At 69.1% G+C, this 16638-nt stretch carries 16 protein-coding genes; 14 read left to right on the top strand and 2 right to left on the bottom strand.

All coding sequences use genetic code 11. The features are described 5' to 3' along the window. The first annotated feature begins 64 nt into the window (after positions 1-64). The 13 genes from Q7W02_17270 (at position 65) to Q7W02_17210 (ending at position 12981) form a co-directional block, all read left to right on the top strand. Positions 65-1261: an acyl-CoA dehydrogenase gene (locus Q7W02_17270; GenBank protein ID MDO8477911.1), complete on the top strand. Its 1197-nt coding sequence runs from the start codon at positions 65-67 to the stop codon at positions 1259-1261. A 3-nt stretch (positions 1262-1264) separates the two neighbouring features. Further along, positions 1265-2425, top strand: coding sequence for an acyl-CoA dehydrogenase family protein (locus Q7W02_17265; protein ID MDO8477910.1), 1161 nt, complete (start codon positions 1265-1267; stop codon positions 2423-2425). A gap of 140 nt (positions 2426-2565) precedes the next feature. Beyond that, positions 2566-3897 carry a response regulator gene (locus tag Q7W02_17260; protein MDO8477909.1) on the top strand — a complete coding sequence of 444 codons (1332 nt, stop codon included), beginning with the start codon at positions 2566-2568 and terminating at the stop codon, positions 3895-3897. After that, entirely contained in the window at positions 3894-4697 is an 804-nt protein-coding gene (locus Q7W02_17255; protein MDO8477908.1) for an NUDIX domain-containing protein, read from the top strand. The genes Q7W02_17260 and Q7W02_17255 overlap by 4 nt, the downstream gene beginning before the upstream one ends. 35 nt (positions 4698-4732) lie before the next feature. Continuing rightward, entirely contained in the window at positions 4733-6238 is a 1506-nt protein-coding gene (locus Q7W02_17250; protein MDO8477907.1) for a benzoate-CoA ligase family protein, read from the top strand. After that, positions 6231-6665, top strand: a complete 435-nt coding sequence (locus Q7W02_17245; GenBank protein ID MDO8477906.1) for a thioesterase family protein — start codon at positions 6231-6233, stop codon at positions 6663-6665. The genes Q7W02_17250 and Q7W02_17245 overlap by 8 nt, the downstream gene beginning before the upstream one ends. 40 nt (positions 6666-6705) lie before the next feature. Then, a complete protein-coding gene (locus tag Q7W02_17240) occupies positions 6706-7554 on the top strand; it encodes an extradiol ring-cleavage dioxygenase (protein ID MDO8477905.1) in 849 nt (282 codons plus the stop codon). Positions 7555-7633: 79 nt separating this feature from the next. Further along, positions 7634-8848: an ABC transporter substrate-binding protein gene (locus tag Q7W02_17235; protein ID MDO8477904.1), complete on the top strand. Its 1215-nt coding sequence runs from the start codon at positions 7634-7636 to the stop codon at positions 8846-8848. 54 nt (positions 8849-8902) lie between these two features. After that, complete coding sequence (locus Q7W02_17230) at positions 8903-9775, top strand: branched-chain amino acid ABC transporter permease (GenBank protein MDO8477903.1); 873 nt, start codon at positions 8903-8905, stop codon at positions 9773-9775. After that, the gene (locus Q7W02_17225) at positions 9772-10695 is read left to right on the top strand and encodes a branched-chain amino acid ABC transporter permease (protein ID MDO8477902.1); all 924 of its coding nucleotides are present in this window, start codon (positions 9772-9774) and stop codon (positions 10693-10695) included. Before Q7W02_17230 ends, Q7W02_17225 begins: the two co-directional genes overlap by 4 nt. After that, entirely contained in the window at positions 10692-11441 is a 750-nt protein-coding gene (locus tag Q7W02_17220) for an ABC transporter ATP-binding protein (protein MDO8477901.1), read from the top strand. Before Q7W02_17225 ends, Q7W02_17220 begins: the two co-directional genes overlap by 4 nt. After that, on the top strand, positions 11441-12130 hold the full coding sequence (locus Q7W02_17215; GenBank protein ID MDO8477900.1) for an ABC transporter ATP-binding protein: 690 nt from the start codon (positions 11441-11443) through the stop codon (positions 12128-12130). The genes Q7W02_17220 and Q7W02_17215 overlap by 1 nt, the downstream gene beginning before the upstream one ends. Continuing rightward, positions 12127-12981, top strand: a complete 855-nt coding sequence (locus Q7W02_17210; protein MDO8477899.1) for an MBL fold metallo-hydrolase — start codon at positions 12127-12129, stop codon at positions 12979-12981. Before Q7W02_17215 ends, Q7W02_17210 begins: the two co-directional genes overlap by 4 nt. A 220-nt stretch (positions 12982-13201) precedes the next feature. Here the strand turns inward: Q7W02_17210 and Q7W02_17205 are convergent, their stop codons facing one another. Together Q7W02_17205 and Q7W02_17200 are read right to left on the bottom strand one after the other, a co-directional pair. After that, positions 13202-13876, bottom strand: a complete 675-nt coding sequence (locus Q7W02_17205; GenBank protein MDO8477898.1) for a hypothetical protein — start codon at positions 13874-13876, stop codon at positions 13202-13204. A gap of 27 nt (positions 13877-13903) precedes the next feature. Next, entirely contained in the window at positions 13904-14647 is a 744-nt protein-coding gene (locus Q7W02_17200; GenBank protein MDO8477897.1) for a gamma-glutamyl-gamma-aminobutyrate hydrolase family protein, read from the bottom strand. A 23-nt stretch (positions 14648-14670) separates the two neighbouring features. On the opposite strand from Q7W02_17200, the gene Q7W02_17195 reads away from it, so the two are divergent. Continuing rightward, positions 14671-16440 carry a gamma-glutamyltransferase family protein gene (locus Q7W02_17195; GenBank protein ID MDO8477896.1) on the top strand — a complete coding sequence of 590 codons (1770 nt, stop codon included), beginning with the start codon at positions 14671-14673 and terminating at the stop codon, positions 16438-16440. Positions 16441-16638 lie beyond the last annotated feature (198 nt).

Below are 16638 nucleotides of genomic sequence, written 5' to 3'. Positions count from 1 at the left end.
ATGGAAATGAATTGTCGTTCAGTGACGCAGCCGTGTCTCGAAGTCCTCACCCGAGGGAGGGTTTATGGATTTTGCGCTGACGCCTGAACAGACATCCTTCCGGGAAGAGGTCCGGTCCTGGCTCGCGAAGAACCTGCCCAAGGACTGGAGCGACCGGATGCGGGTGGGGTCCGACGTGCCCCGGCCGGAGGTCTACGACTTCCTGCGCACGTGGCAGCGCAAGATGTACGAAGCGGGCTTCATGGGCCTGACCTGGCCCAAGGACTACGGCGGCCGCGGGCTCACCTTCATGGAGGAGATGATCCTCCAGGAGCAGATCGCGCTGGCCAAGGCGCCCCCCGTGCTCAACATCCTGGCCATCGGCATGGCCGGTCCCACCATCATGGCCTACGGCACCGAGGAGCAGAAGCGGCGCTATCCGGCGAAGATGCTGTCCTGTGAGGAGATCTGGTGCCAGGGCTACTCGGAGCCCAACTCGGGCTCGGACCTGGCCTCGCTCCAGACGCGCGCCGAGAAGGTGGGCGACCACTACGTCGTCAACGGCCAGAAGGTGTGGACGTCCATCGCGCACCAGGCCGACTGGATGATGCTGCTGGCGCGCACCGACGGGAAGGCCGAGAAGCACAAGGGGATCACGTACTTCCTGCTCGACATGCACAGCCCGGGCGTGACCGTGAAGCCGCTCAAGCAGCTCACCGGCGACGACGAGTTCAACGAGGTCTACTTCGACAACGTCAAGGTGCCCGAGGCCAATATCCTGGGCGGGCTCAACAACGGCTGGGCGGTGGGCATGACCACGCTGATGTACGAGCGGCTGGCCCTGGGTTTCGGCCTTCAGGTGCGGCTCCGGATCGCCCTCGACGGACTCGTGGACCTGGCCAAGCGCACGAAGAAGAACGGCGCGCCGGCCACGCAGGACCCCAACGTGCGCCAGAAGCTGGCGCAGATGTGGATCGACACCGAAGTGTTCAAGTACACCGGGGCGCGCGCCATCACCAAGCTGCTCAAGGGCGAGCTGCCCGGCCCCGAGGCCTCGGCCGGCAAGATGATGTGGGTCGAGGGCCACCAGCGGCTCCAGGAGCTCGCAATGGAGATCCAGGGTCCGTATTCCCAGCTCGGCCGGGGCAGCCGGTGGGCCGTGGACGGCGGCGTGTGGCAGTACAGCTTCCTCCGCTCGCGCGCCAACTCCATCGAGGGCGGGACAACCGAGATCCAGAAGAACATCATCGGCGAGCGCGTGCTCGGCCTTCCGAAAGGCTAGACCATGAACTTTGGGTTCAATGAAGAGCAGGAGCTGCTGCGGAGCACCGCCCGGAAGTTTTTCGACAACGAGTGCGCCTCGGTGACCGTCCGCAAGCTCATGGACGGCCCCGAAGGCATGACGCCCGACCTCTGGAAGAAGATCGCCGAGCAGGGGTGGACCGGGCTCATCTTCGCCGACGAGCACGGCGGCATGGGGCTGGGCTTCGTCGACCTCGTGGTGCTCATGGAGGAGATGGGCCGCGCGGTCGTGCCCGGACCGTTCTTCTCCACCGTGCTGCTGGGTGGTCTCGCGGTCCGGGAGGCCGGCACGGACGCGCAGAAGAAGGCCTGGCTGCCGAAGATCACCTCGGGCGAGGCGCGCGCGACGCTCGCCTGGATGGAACCCTCCGCCGATCTCGGCGCCCGCGGCATCACGCTCCAGGCGACGGCCAAGGGCGCGGGCTTCACGCTGAACGGCACCAAGCTCTTCGTCCACGACGCCCACACCGCCGACGTGATCGTCGTCGCGGCCCGCACGTCCTCCGGGCAAAATCCCCCAGCGGGCGGGCAAAATCCCGAAGACGGCGTGTCCCTCTTTCTCGTTCCCAAGGGCACGCCCGGCTTGAGCGTCACGCTCCTGCCGACCATGGATCAGACGCGGAAGCTCTGCGAGGTTGGGCTCAAGGACGTCGCGCTCGGAGCCGAGGCGCTCATGGGGCAGGCCGGCTCGGGCTGGGCACCGCTCGCCCGCGTCATCGACCGTGCCACGGTCGCCCTCTGCGCCGAGATGTGCGGCGGCGCGCAGAAGGTGCTCGAGATGACGGTCGAGTACGCGAAGATCCGGCAGGCTTTCGGCCGGCCCATCGGCTCCTACCAGGGCGTCAAGCACAAGGCGGCGGACATGCTGGTGGACGTCGAGAACAGCAAGTCGATCACGTACTACGCCGCGTGGGCCATGGACGAGGGCGTGCCCGAAGGCCAACTCGCGGTCAGCATGGCCAAGGCCTACGTCTCGGACGCGTACCGCCGGGTCTCCGGCCTCGGCATCCAGCTCCACGGCGGCATCGGGTTCACCTGGGAGCACGACCTGCACCTCTACTTCAAGCGGGCCAAGGGGTCGGAATTCACCTTCGGCGACGCCACGTGGCATCGCGAGCGGGTCGCCCAGTTGGTCAACCTCTAGCGTGCAGGCCGCCGATAAGGGCCCATCTGCTTCGTTGACGCCCTCGGCTGCACGCTCAACGTACAGGAGTACGCCTCGCATGCAGCCATCGGGCGCCGCCTCGCATCTGGGCCCTTCTCGACGGCCTGCCGGGTAGTTGAGTGGGACGGGTCCGAGAGCGGTTCGGCAAATGGATCCGTCGGGGCGCCGCGCCGGCGCCTCCCAAGAATCCCCTGCTGTTCGCCGACCACGAAGAGATACAGGACATCGCGCGCCAGATGGCGCGCACCAAGGTCGAGCTCGATCGCTCCATCCTGACGCTCAGGAGCTGGGCCCGCGACATCTCCCGCCGCGTGGCCGAGAGCGGCGGGGGGCTCGACCAGGGCCACGATCTTCGCTCGCTCGGCGAAACCGTGGGCGGTCTCGCGCACAATTTCAACAACTCGCTCGCGGCCATCCTGGCCTACACCGAGCTGCTCCTCCGCGACGCGCCCAAGGATTCGACCGCCCACCGCCGGCTCGTGGTCGTCCGCGAGGTTGCGCTCGAGGCGTCGGCGACGGTGCGGCGGCTCCAGGATTTCGTCTCGCGCCAGCCGGAGGTCGCCTTCGGCCCCGTCGGTCTCCCGGCCGTCATCCAGGAAGCCCTCGACCTGACGGCGCCGCGCTGGCGCGACGACGCCGAGCGCCGCGGCGTCGTCATCACCGTCACGCAGGACATGGAAGCGCTGCCGCCCGTCGAGGGCATCGCCTTCGAGCTGCGCGATGCTCTCGTGCGCCTCATCCTCAACGCCGTCCAGGCGATGGACGAGGGCGGTACGCTCGGCATCCGCGCCGCCAGCGAAGAGTCGGGCTGGATCGTCATCGAGGTGCGCGACACGGGTATCGGGATGACAGAAGAGCACTCGCGGCTCGTGGCCAACCGCGCGCTCGAGAAGGCCCCGACCGGCCGCGGCGGCCGCGGGCTGGCGGAAGTCGCCGAGATCATCGAGCGGCACGGGGGCAGCATGAGCATCGAGAGCGAGCCGGGCCGGGGCACGGTGGTCCGCCTCCGCCTGCACGCGAGCCGCTTTCAGATCATCCCGCCCACCGAGGGCGTCGTGGCGCCCGTGCACCCGGAGCAGGCCTCGCGGATCCTGCTCGTGGACGACGACCCGCGTCTGCTCACCGTCCTCTCCGACATGCTCCAGTCCTACGGGCACGCCGTCACCACGGCTGCCAAGGGCGAGGAGGCGGTGCAGATGTTCGACCCGACCTTGCACGACGTGGTCATCACGGACCTCGGCATGCCGCGCATGAACGGCTGGGAGGTCGCCGAGCGCATCAAGGCGCAGTCGCCGGAGACGCCGGTGTTCCTCCTGACGGGCTGGGGCGAGAGCGTGGCCGCTCACGAGGGCAGCCAGTTCGTGGACCGCGTGGTCGCCAAGCCGGTCTCCGCCGAAGCCCTGATGGAGCAGCTGGCCGAGCTGCATCGCACGCGCGCTCCGGCCCCGTGACGCCCGTCCGGCCCAAGCCCGCGTCGTCCGTCCTCCTCGTCCGCCCGGGGTCGCAGTCGCCGGCCGAGGTCTACATGATCCGGCGGCAGAAGAGCATGCGCTTCCTCGGCGGCTTCTACGCGTTCCCGGGCGGCAAGGTGGATCCCGAGGACGGCGAGCCCCAAATCCTGGCCCGCTGCCGCGGCATCACGGCGGCCCAGGCCGAGCGGCTCGTGCCGTCGGAGGACGGCCTGCCGGCGCTGGCCTTCTGGGTGGCGGCGGCGCGCGAGCTGCTCGAGGAGACGGGTGTGCTGCCGGGCTGCGACAGCGCCGGGCGCCCCGTGGCGTCGGCGGACGCGACGGCGGCCGCGCGGCTCGAGGCGTTCCGCGCCGCACACATGGCAAAGCGCGCGCCGCTTGCCGCGCTGCTCGAGACGGAGGGCTGGTACCTCGATCTCGGACCCTTCCGCTACCTCTCGCACTTCATCACGCCGCCCTCGAGCCCCATCCGCTTCACGGCGCGCTTTTTTCTCGCCCCCGTTCCCGTGGGCCAGAGCCCGCGCCTCTTTCGCGAGGAGGCCTCGGAGAGCTTCTGGATCGACCCGGCCGAGGGCTTCCGTCGTCACCGGAGCGGGGAGTGGGCCATGGCCGAGCCGGCCGACTGCGGGCTGGGCTATATCGCCCAATTCGATACGCTCGCCGAGGTCTGGCGCGCCCATGAAGACGGCAGGCACAAGTTCCACGGCATCCTCGACCGCGTCCAAGCCGCCGGCGTGGAGATCCGGCGGGGCGCCGACGGACGGACGCCCGCCGCGCCTTGACACGCGGGTGCTCCGAAGGCTTACTCTGACCGCCTATGGCTGATCTCGACGTCGACAACGTCGTCTCCTTCCTGATCGACCAGCCGCTCGCCGAGGGGCTGGCCTCCCGCGCGGCCGTCGTGACTCCCGAGCGGACGTACACGTACGGTGAGCTCGCCGCGCTCTCTGACCGCGCAGCCTGCGGGCTCCGCCGGCTCGGCGTCGAGTCCGAGCAGCGCGTGGCGCTCCTCATGCATGACGGTATCGGCTTCGCCGCCACCTTCCTGGGCGCGCTCAAGCTGGGCGCCGTCGCGGTCCCCCTCAACACCCGGCTCGCCGCCCGCGAGCTCCACGTTATCCTCGCGGACTGCCGCGCCAGGGTTGTGGTCGCGGACCGGGAGCTGGCCGCCTCGCTCGACCACATCGAGCGCGCGACCGTCGTCGAGTTCGAGGTGCTCGTGCGGGACGCCCCGGCGGGCGCCGTCACCGCCGAGCCCGTCGGCCGCGACGCCATGGCCTTCTGGCTCTACACGTCGGGGACGACGGGGACGCCCAAGGCCGCCGTCCACTGTCACCGGACGCTGCTCAACAGCCATCACTACGCCAAGGACGTCCTGGCCATCGGCCCTGAAGACCGGGTGTTCGCGACCTCCAAGCTCTTCTTCGCCTATGCCCTCGGCAACGTGCTCGCCCTCCCGCTCGCGGCCAGGGGCAGCTGCTTCCTCCACCCCGCCTGGGCGGAGGCCCCGGTGGTGCTCGAAGTGCTGCGCGGCTACCGTCCGACGATCTACTTCTCCGTGCCCACGGTCTACGCGCGGCTGCTGCGCGCGGACCTGCCGCCCGACGCCTTCCGCTCGGTGCGCCTCTGCATCTCGGCGGGGGAGCGGCTTCCCGCCGAGGTCTACCACGCCTGGAAGGAGCGCTTCGGCGTCGAGATCCTCGACGGGATCGGCGCCTCGGAGACGGTGTTCATCTTCGTCTCGAACCATGCCGGCCGAAGCCGCGCGGGCTCGACGGGCACGGTTGTCGAGGGAAGCGAGGTCAAGCTGCTCGACGACGCCGGCCAGCCCGTGCCGGACGGGCAGCAGGGAGTCCTCTGGGCCAAGACGCCCTCGACCGCGGCCGGTTACTGGCAGCGCCTCGATCACTCGCGGCGGACCTTCGTCGGCGAGTGGTTCCGGACCGGCGACGTCTACGTGCGCGACGCCGGCGGCTTCTACACCCACTGCGGGCGCGAGGACGATTTTTTCAAGGTCGCCGGGCAGTGGGTCGTGCCGGCCGACGTCGAGGCGGCGCTGATGAAGCATCCCGCGGTGCTCGAGGCGGGCGTGGTCGGCGCCGAGGAGGCCTCGGGCCTCGTCAAGCCCTTCGTCTTTGTCGTGCCCCGCGACGCCACGGTCGATGCCGCCGCGCTCCAGGCCGAGCTCATGCGGCATGCCGAGAAGATGCTGCCGAGTCACCAGCGGCCGCGCGAGATACTCGTCGTGCAGGAGCTGCCGCGCACCGCCACGGGCAAGCTCCAGCGCTTCAAGCTCAAGGAGCACGTCAAAGCCCTTGGTTAGCCACGCGATCGAGGTCAAGGTGCGCTGGTCCGAGGCGGATCCCGCCGGGATCGTCTTCTACCCGCGCTTCTTCGAGTGGTTCGACCTCGCGACCGAGGCGCTCTTCGAGTCCCTCGGGCTGGCGTGGGCCGAGATCTTCCCCATGTTCCGCGTCGTCGGCGTGCCGATCATGGAGTCGAGCGCCCGGTTCCGCTCGCCGGTGCGCTACGGCGACGTGGTGCGGATCCGCTCGACGGTGACCGAGGTGCGGGCAAAGACCTTCCGCGTCGAGCACGAGGTGGCGGTGGGGGACCGGCAGTGCGCCTCCGGCTTCGAGGTGCGCGCCTGGGTCGGGTGCCCGGCGGAGCCCCGCGGGCCGCTCAAGGCCAGGCCGTTTCCCGAGGAGGTCGCCGCGCGCCTGAAGGGACAGGGAGGCATCTACGCATGAAGCCGGAAGTTGTCGCGTGCATCCCGGAGAGGTGAGAGCCATGGGAAGCTTGGCCTCCGTCTACCTGTCGAGCCACACGCCGCGCTACTGCACGCTCGAGGCCGCCGTCGAGGGGAAGCTCGCCTCGGAGGCGTTCAGGCCGGTCCGCGACGGCCTGGTCGCGCAGGGCAAGGAGGTCGGGAGAGCCCGCCTCGACGTCATGGTCGTCAACTCCTGCCACCTGATCACGACGTTTCCGACCGTGGTGGACGGGACGCCGCGCCATCGAGGCGTGCTGACGGCGCAGGAGGCGCCCGAGATCATCCACGGTGTCGCCTACGACTACCCCGGCGACTACGAGCTGGCGGCGGCCATCGTCTCCCGCGGCAAGGCGGCTGGCCTCCAGAGCGTGCTCGCCAACGACGTCCACTACCCGCTCGACTACGGCACGGTCATGCCCATGGTCTGCTACCTCGATCGCGCGCAGGAGCTGCCGATGGTGCCGGTTTCGGTGTGCCTGGCGGCCGATCTCAAGGAATCCTTCGAGTGGGGGCGCCACATCGCCAAGGCTGCGCGGGAGAGCGGGAAGCGTGTCGGCTTCGTCGCCAGCGGCAGCGTCTCTCACAAGCTCGTCCGCGGACCCGAGAAGGGGCCCAAGCCCGCCGACGAGGAGCTCGACCACCGCCTGGCCAAGATGCTGGCCGCCGGCGAGTACCGCCAGGCCTGGGAGTGGCTGCCCGAGTTCGCCGAAGCCGCCGAGCCCGAGATGGGAGGCCGGCACCTGGCCATGATGCTGGGGGCCATCCTCGAATCCGCGCAGGGCTTCGAGGCGACAGTCCACGCCTACGGCCCCTCCTCGGGCAGCGGCAACTATGTCATCTCGCTGCTTGCTCGCGAGGGACGGGCCTAGTAGTCTTGTGAGGCTTTTGTCGGTGTCTGTCCACATCGCTCCAATGAAGCCAGACAGCTTCAATGAAAGAGGAGGCGCCATGAGAGAAGTCACGCGTCGGAAATTCCTCGCCACAGCATCGGTGGCGGCAGCCGGGGCCGCGGCCGGCCCGTGGGTGCTGCGCGCCCAGGCCCAGTCGGGACCCTTGAAGGTCGGTGTTATCCTGCCCTACACGGGTGTCTACGCCGAGCTCGGCGTGAGCATCACCCAGGGCATGAAGCTGGTCTTCGCCCGCGAGAACGACATGGTCGCCGGGCGCAAGATCGAGATGATCCAGGAAGACGACGAGATGAAGCCGCCGGTGGGGATCCGCAAGATGGAGAAGCTCATCGACTCGGACAAGGTCGACATCCTCACCGGGCCCGTGCACAGCGGCATCCTAATGGGCATGCGGGACAAGGTCCACAACTCGAAGACCATCCTCATCGTCTCCAACGCGGGCGCAGACGCGATCAGCCGCGAGCGCTGCTCGAAGTGGATCTTCAGGACGTCGTTCTCCAACTGGCAGCCCTGCCACCCGATGGGCACCTGGGTCGCGAAGAACCTCTCGAAGGAGGCGTTCCTCATCGCCCCCAACTACCAGGCCGGCAAGGACATGATGAACGCCTTCAAGGAGAGCTTCGTGGCCGCGGGCGGCAAGATCGTCGACGAGGACTACCCCAAGCTCGGCGAGACGGACTACGCGCCGTACCTGACCAAGATCCGCCAGTCCAAGGCGAAGGCGGTCTTCGCCTTCTTCTCCGGTACGGACGCGGTGAACTTCGTGAAGCAGTACGACCAGTTCGGCCTCAAGAAGACGACCAAGCTCACCGGCGCGGGCTTCCTGACCGAGCCCGACGTGCTGCCCGCTCAGGGACAGTCGGCGCTCGGGATCATCACGGGCCACTTCTACTCGCCGCTTCTCGACAACCCGACCAACAAGAAATTCGTCAGGGACTTCAGGGCCGCCTACGGCGGCAAGGTGCCTGACGGCTTCGCCTGCCAGGGCTATGACACGGCCGAGGTCATCGTTCGCACGCTCAAGACGCTCAACGGCAATACGCAGGACAAGGACAAGTGGGTGGACGCCATCACCAAAGTCGAGTTCGACAGCCCGCGCGGGCGCTTCCGCTTCGACCCCAAGACGCACAACGTCATCCAGCCCTTCATCTACATCCGCGAGGTGAAGGAGACGGCGCTCGGCTTGAACAACGTGCCGTTCGACAAGGTCGCCGACGTGCGCGACCCCGGCACCGGCTGCACCCTGCCGGCGTGACGGAGCCCTGGCGGACCGGGCCCGGAGGCCCGGTCCGTCGCGTCGCACCCGCTCGTGGCCTTCCTCCCTGACGTCTTCGGCCAGGCGCTGAACGGCCTGGCCTACGGCGTCCTCCTCTTCCTCCTCTCGGTCGGCCTCACCCTCATCTTCGGCATGCTCGACGTCGTCAACCTCGCCCACGGCTCCTACTACATGCTGGGCGCCTACGCGGGGCTGACACTCATCGCGGTGACGGGTAACTTCTGGCTGGCCCTCCTCGTGGCGCCCGCCGCGGTCGCGCTGATCGGCGCCGGCATCGAACGGACGTGTCTCCGCCCGCTCTACCGGCGCGGCCCGCTCGACCAGGTGCTCCTGACCTTCGGGCTCATTTATGTCTTCGAGGACCTGGTCAAGTGGATCTGGAGCGGGCGCATTCGCTCGATCCCCACGCCGGCCCTCTTCTCCGGCTCGGTCACGGTCTTCGGCGCCACCATTCCGTCCTACAGGCTCTTCGTCATCGTTTTCGGCTTGGCGATAGCCGTGGCGGTGTGGGCGCTCATCGAAAAGACGCGGCTTGGCGCCATCATCCGCGCGGGCGTGTTCGACTCCGAGATGACGGCGGGCATGGGCATCAACATCGACCGCGTGTTCACGGGCGTCTTCGCCTTCGGCGCCGCGCTGGCGGGACTCTCGGGTGTCATCGCGGGGCCCATCCAGTCGGCGTATCCCCCGATGGGCGCCTCGATCCTGGTGCCGGCGCTCATCGTCGTCGTCGTCGGCGGCCTCGGCAGCCTCAAGGGCTCGCTGGCGGGCAGCCTCATCATCGGCCAGGCCGAGACCTTCGGGAAGGTGTGGCTGCCGGGCGCCTCCATGCTGATGATCTACGTCGTCATGGCCCTCATCCTTCTCTTCCGCCCGCAGGGGCTCTTCGGTAGGGCTCTCAAGTGATTCCCCGCGCTCTTGGCTTCGCTGCGCTGGTGGCGATCGTCGCCGCTTTCCCGCTCTTCGCCGGCAACTACCCCGTCAAGCTCCTCCAGGAGATCCTGATCTGGGGTATCTTCGCCATGAGCCTCGACCTCCTCATGGGCTACGCTGGCATGGTCTCCTTCGGGCATTCCGCTTTCTTCGGCATCGGCGGCTACGTCGCGGCGCTGGCTCTGGTCAAGTCGTCCGGTCTGGTATCGGCCCTGCTGCTCCCGGCGTTGGCGGCCGCGGCGGCGGCGCTCGTGATCGGCTTCTTCTCGATCCGCGTGAGCGGCGTCTACTTCATCATGCTGACGCTCGCCTTCTCCCAGATGTTCTACGCCGTCGCTTTCCAGGCCGCGTGGCTGGGCGCCGAAGATGGCCTCGTGGGCGTCCCGCGGCCGTCCGTGCTCGGCTGGAGCCCGGCGAGCCCCGCTGCCTTCCACGCCTACCTCCTGGTGATCGTGGCTCTCTCCACGCTCTTCCTGTGGCGCATCGTCCGCTCGCCGTTCGGCCACGTGCTCCGCGGCATCCACGACAACGAGGGGCGCATGCAGGCGGTCGGCTACCCCGTGAACCGCTACAAGCTCCTGGCGTTCGTCATCGGCGGGACGGTGGCGGGCGTCGCCGGCTCGCTCTACGCCCAGCTCGTCGGCTCGATCTCGCCCGACGCCTTCCTGTGGACGACCTCGGGCGAGGCCCTCCTCATGGTCATCATCGGCGGTACGGGGACGCTCGGCGGTTCGATGCTCGGCGCCGCCGCCTTCATTCTTCTCCAGAGCATGGTCAGCTCCTACACCGAGCGCTGGATGCTCATCCTCGGGCTGACCTTCGTCCTCCTGGTGCTCTTCGCGCCGGGCGGCATCCTCGGAGTGCTGCGCGGCCGCGTGGGGATCCGCTCGTGAGTCCAGCGCCTCTCCTCGCCATCGAAGGCCTCGTGCGCCACTTCGGCGCGCTCTCCGCGCTCAACGGCGTGTCCTTGGCGGTGGCACCGCGTGAGCGGCGCGCCATCATCGGGCCCAACGGGGCAGGGAAGACCACGCTCTTCAACGTCATCACGGGACAGCTCGCGCCCTCGGCTGGACGGATCCTCTTCGACGGCGAGCCGATCGCGGGGCTGCCGCCGCACGCGCTGGCGCGGCGCGGGATGGGGCGCTCCTTCCAGCGCACGAACCTCTTCCTGAAGCTCACGGTGCTGGAGAACCTCAGGCTGGCCGCCGCCGCCGACGGGCGCGGAAGCTACGATCTCCTCGGCAGCGTCGAGCGGCTGCGGGCGCCGCTCGAGCGCGCGCGCGGGGCGGCCGAGGCGGTCGGCCTTGCCGGCCGATTGGGTGAGCTTGCCGGCACGCTCTCCTACGGCGAGCAGCGCCAGCTCGAGGTGGGCGTGGTGCTGGCGACAGGGCCCAAGCTCATGCTGCTCGACGAGCCCACGGCCGGCATGTCGCCCGAAGAAACAGCGCGCATGACGCGGATGCTCGAAGGGCTGCCGCGCGACGTGACTATGCTGATCATCGAGCACGATATGGACGTGGTCGGCTCGCTGGCCGAGCGCGTCACCGTGCTGCACTACGGCGAGGTGCTGGTCGAGGGCACGTTCGACGAGGTGAAGCGCGACCCGCGTGTCTACGAAGTCTACCTGGGCTCGGCCTGATGCTCGACGTCGAGGCCATCCAGACCTACTACGGCGAGAGCCACATCCTGCACGGCGTGTCGATCCGGGTGAGCGAGGGCGAAGCCGTGGCGCTCCTCGGACGCAACGGCGCCGGCAAGACGACCCTCATCCGCAGCGTCGCCGGCTTCACGCCGCCCCGCGAGGGGCGCGTGGTCTTCGGCGGCCGGCCGGTGCAGGCGTGGCCCGCGTACCGCATCGCGCGGCAGGGGCTGGCGCTGGTGCCCCAGGGGCGGCGCATCTTCTCGCCGCTGACCGTGCGCGAGAACCTCACGCTTGGCGCGCGACCGGGAGAGTGGACGCTCGAGCGCGTCCACGCGCTCTTCCCGCGCTTAGGAGAGCGGGCACTCCAACCGGGGGGTACTCTCTCGGGAGGCGAGCAGCAGATGCTCGCGATCGCCCGCGCCCTCATGACCAACGGGCGTATGCTGGTGCTCGACGAGCCGTCGGAGGGGCTGGCGCCCATCGTCGTGCGCGAGATCGGGCGCATCGTGCGGGGGCTCAAGGGCGGGCGGCTGTCCATCCTGCTGGTGGAGCAGAATTACCACCTCGCGCTCCAGGTCGCCGACCGTGTCTACGTGATGAACAAGGGGCAGATCGTCTGGGAGGGCACGCCCGCCGGCCTCGAGGCGGACGAGGACGTCAAGCGCCGGTACTTGGGGGTCGCATGAGCTGGATCGATCCTGATTTTCCCACGCGCGCCACGCCGAGCGATCGCGTCGGGCGCGTGCTCGGTCTCAACCCGGGGATGATGACGGGCCCCGGCACCAACACCTACCTGGTCGGGCGGAGCGATCCGGTCCTGATCGACACGGGCGCGGGCGTGACCGGGTACGTGGGCGTGCTCGAGGACTATCTCGGCGAGCGTGGGTGGCGCCAGCCCTCCCGCGTGATCCTGACCCACCGCCATCACGATCACCTCGGCGGCGTGCCGCACCTGCGCGAGCGCTTTCCGGGACTATCCGTCTCGAAGATGATCCACAAGGACACCGGACTGCCCGAGGGCACCGCCGACCTGCGCGACGGACAGGTGGTGGAGGGCGACGGCGTGACCCTCCGTGCCGTCCACACGCCGGGGCACGCGTCGGACCACCTGTGCTACTACCTCGAGGAAGAGCGCGCGCTCTTCAGCGGCGACCTGATCCTGAACGGCTCCACCAGCGTGATCCCCGACGAGGACGGCGACCTCGCCGACTACATGGCGTCACTGCGCCGCGTGCAGGCGCTGGGCGTCCGGCGCATCTATCCCGCCCACGGGCCCGTCATCGAGGACGCCCCCGCGAAGATCCAGGAGTACATCGACCACCGGATGGAGCGCGAGCGGCAGATCGTGGACGCTCTCGGGAACGGCGCCCGCACCATCCCGGAGATGGTCAAGGTCATCTATGCCGACATCCCGGAGAAGCTCCACGCGATGGCGGGCATGTCGGTCCACTCCCACCTCAAGAAGCTCAAGAAGGACGGCCGCGTTGCCGAGGAGCGAATCACCAGCGCGCCGTCCCGCTGGACCCTCCTGAACTAACCCCCTTAACCCCCTCACACTCGATCGGGGCAACCGAAACCGGGCGGGTGGCGTCGGGGGCGGCCGCTGCGGGGCCGGCCTCGTTCCCCCTTCGCAAGTGTCCGCAGCCCGCAGGGCTGCGATTCACGCCGGCGTAGGGTGGCGAAGCCGGCCCCGCAGCGGCCGCCCCCGACGACAGGCCCCGCCCGCCTCGCGCGCTGTGGCCCGTGACCACGCCGACCTAGACGGGGTCGGGATAGATGCGCTTGAAGACGGCGGGCGAGCCCGCGTCGAGCTTCATGAAGGGCCGTATCCGGTGGGTCCAGGGATTTTTGTCCCGGACCTGGTTCCACGCCTCGCTCTTCGGCACGTCGGGCCGCTCGAACTCGTACACCGTCAGGTACTTCGGCTGGCCCTCGACCACCATGAAGCGGCGCACCCGTATGACGCCGGGCACGGTCAGGTAGTCCGGAATGTAGACGGTGTTGTACCAGGCGTTCCACTCCTCCTCCATGTGGGCGGGGATGTCCATCCGTCCCATCTGCAGATACGGCGACGGCCCCATCGTCAGCTCGACAGGGGTGGTCCGCGCCGGATGGATTTGGCGGTAGGCCTGGAGGAGGTAGTTGCGCCCGACGTGGCCGCCCGAGGTCTTGGTGCGCCATGGTGACGGGCGGAAGCGCACCTCGTCGAGGAAGGCCTGCGTCCGCAGCACGCTCGGCTCCTCGAGCTCGTACATCGCCAGGTACTTGGGCCCGCCGGACAGTGCCGCGTAGCGCCCCGCGCTGAGAAAGCCCGGCACCTTGAGGAGGTGCTGGATGTGCTCCTCGTTGTACCAGCGGTTGAACTCGACCTCGTGCTCCGGGTCGACGTCCGTCCACAGCATCAGGAGTCCGGTGCCGCGCGTCTTGGGCATGGAGATCTCCGGTTGCCGCGCCGGCGCTTACGTGCGGGCGGCGGTGACGAGAGCGGAAAAGAGGCGGCGGGCCGGCTCGGAATTGCCGACGAGGTGCTCGGGATGCCATTGGACGCCGAGCACCCACCGCGAGTCGTCGTCCAGTTCGACGCCTTCGATCAGCTGATCGGGCGCCCACGCGACGGGGACGAGGCCGCGGCCGAGAGAGTTGATGACCTGGTGATGGAAGCTGTTGACCTCGATGTCCTCGCCGCCCAGCACCCGTGACAGGCGGCTCCCCGCCGCGACCGTCACCTTGTGGGTCGCCTGATCGCGCGCCTCCTTCTGGCTGTGCCGGATCTCGGTCCCGGGGTTCGTCGCCACGTCCTGGTGGAGGCTGCCGCCGAGGGCGACGTTGAGCACCTGGACGCCGCGACAGATCGCGAGGAGCGGAGTCCGCTTCTCGAGCGCCATGAGCGTCACCTGCGTCTCGAGCGCGTCGCGCGAGGGGGCGACTTCGTAGAGCGTCGGGTGCGGCGTCTCGCCGAAGGAGGCCGGGTCCATGTCGCCGCCGCCCGTGAGCAGGAGCGCGTCGAGGCCGCGCACGAGGCGCTCAAGGGATGATTTCGAGAGCTGGGGCGGCAGGAGCACCGGCACGCCGCCCGCCTGCTGGACGGCGTGGAGGTACGCCGAGTTGACGTAGGCGCGCTCGGGAGTCTGCCCGGCCGTCTGCCCAAGACTCCCGTCGACGGTGATCGACGTGGTCACGCCCACGAGCGGATCGCGAAGCATGCGGCTATGCTACCATACGCCGCATGAGCCTCGACTCCGCCTCCTCGCAAAAAGACGTGGGCACAGCGCCGGCAGCGGGCCCGATGCACCAGGTGATGGGCCGTCGCTGGATGGTGGCGGCGGGCCACCCGTTAGCAGCGCAGGCGGCCGCGCGGATCCTCGAGGCCGGCGGCAACGCGATCGACGCCGGAGTCGCCGCGGGGTTCATGCTCGGCGTCGTCCACCCGGACATGGTGAGCTTCGCCGGCGTGGCGCCCATCCTCGTGCATCTCGGGCGCACCGGCGAGACGTTCGAGGTCTCGGGCGTCGGGCCGTATCCGAAGCGGGCGACGGCCGAGTTCTTCCGCGAGCGCTGCGGGGGCCAGATCCCCACCGGCCTGCTGCGCACCGTCGTGCCGGCCTCCCCGGACGCGTGGTGCGCCGCGCTCGAGCGCTGGGGCACCAAGAGCTTCGCCGACGTGGCGGCGCCCGCCATGGAGTGCGCGGAGCACGGGTTCCCGCTGTCCGTCTTCTCCGCGTACCAGTTCGGCCGCGCTGCCGACAAGATCAGGAAATTCCCCACCTCGGCCGCGCTCTACCTGAAGGACGGGCAGGGGCCGCCGCCAGGGCATCTTCTCGTCGAGGCCGAGCTCGCGCAAACCATCAAGACCATGGCCGCGGCGGAACTCAATGCGCGCGCGCAGGGCCGCGCGGGAGCGATCCGCGCCGCCCGGGACGCCTTCTACAAGGGCGACATCGCGAAGCGCATCGCCGAGTACCACGCGCGCGAAGGCGGCCTGCTGACTGCCGAGGATCTCGCCGACTTTTCCGTTGAGATCGCCCCGGCGCTCAAGACCTCGTTCGGCGACTATGAGATCGCGGCGTGCGGCTTCTGGTGCCAGGGGCCCGTGCTGCTGCAGATGCTGAACCTGATCGAGGGCTACGACTGGCGCGCTCTCGGCCACAACACGCCACGCGCCCTGCACATCCTGACCGAGGCGATGAAGCTCGCGTTCGCCGACCGCGAGGCGTATTACGGCGACCCGCTCCACGTGAAAGTGCCCGCCGACGGGCTTTTGTCGAAGGAGTACGCCAAGGCGCGGCGCGCGCTGATCAGGGAGGACCGTGCCTGGCCCGACCTGCCGCCTGCCGGCGATCCGTACTCGCTGCGAGCGGTCGCCAACGGCGGCCACGGCGTCTCCGGTCCTGTCACGATGCGGCCCGGGGGCTCTCTCGACACGTCCTATGTCTCGGTCGTGGACGCGGAGGGCAACGCCTTCTCCGCGACCCCGAGCGACCCGGGCGTGGATTCTCCGGTTATCCCGGGCGTGGGCTGCGTGGTCTCGCCCCGGGGCTCACAGGGATGGCTCGCGCCGGGACATCCGAGCGTGGTCGCCCCCGGCAAGCGGCCGAGGCTCACGCCCGCGCCGTCCATGGTGCTCCGCGACGGCCGCGCATTCATGCCCTTCGGAACCCCCGGAGGCGACGTTCAGCAGCAGGCGATGCTCCAGGTGTTCCTGAACATCACGGCGCACGGCATGGCGCCGCAGCAGGCCGTCGAGGCGCCGCGCGTCGCCACGCGGAGCTTCCCCGATTCCTTCTGGCCTCACGCGCACGCCCCGGGGCTCCTCGAGGCCGAGAAGCGCGTGAGCTCCGAGACGCGCGCCGCGCTGGCCGGCCTCGGACACCGCATGGCCGACTGGCCGGAGTGGGACTGGCGCGCGGGGGCCGTCTGCTGCGTGGTGGTGGGGCCCGACGGCATCCTGATGGGCGGTGCCGACCCGCGCCGCGGAGCCCACGCCATCGGCTGGTAGTTCCCCGCAGGAAATCCTTAGCCTGAAAATAGTCTGGTTTTGGGCGCCGATCGCCCTCGTTTCCTTTTCGGGGCCTTCTCATATCATCTCGGACCGTGGAACGCGGAGGACGTCAAACTAATCGAAGATCCACCTGTGAAGTCATTCCAACGCGAGGATGACGAGCGTGATTGCGATCACCATGACGGCAATTGATGT

This window comes from Candidatus Rokuibacteriota bacterium, assembly GCA_030647435.1.
GTDB lineage: Bacteria > Methylomirabilota > Methylomirabilia > Rokubacteriales > CSP1-6 > AR37.
The sequence above is the reverse complement of the archived record's forward strand: the minus strand, read 5'-3'. Positions and strand labels throughout refer to the sequence as shown.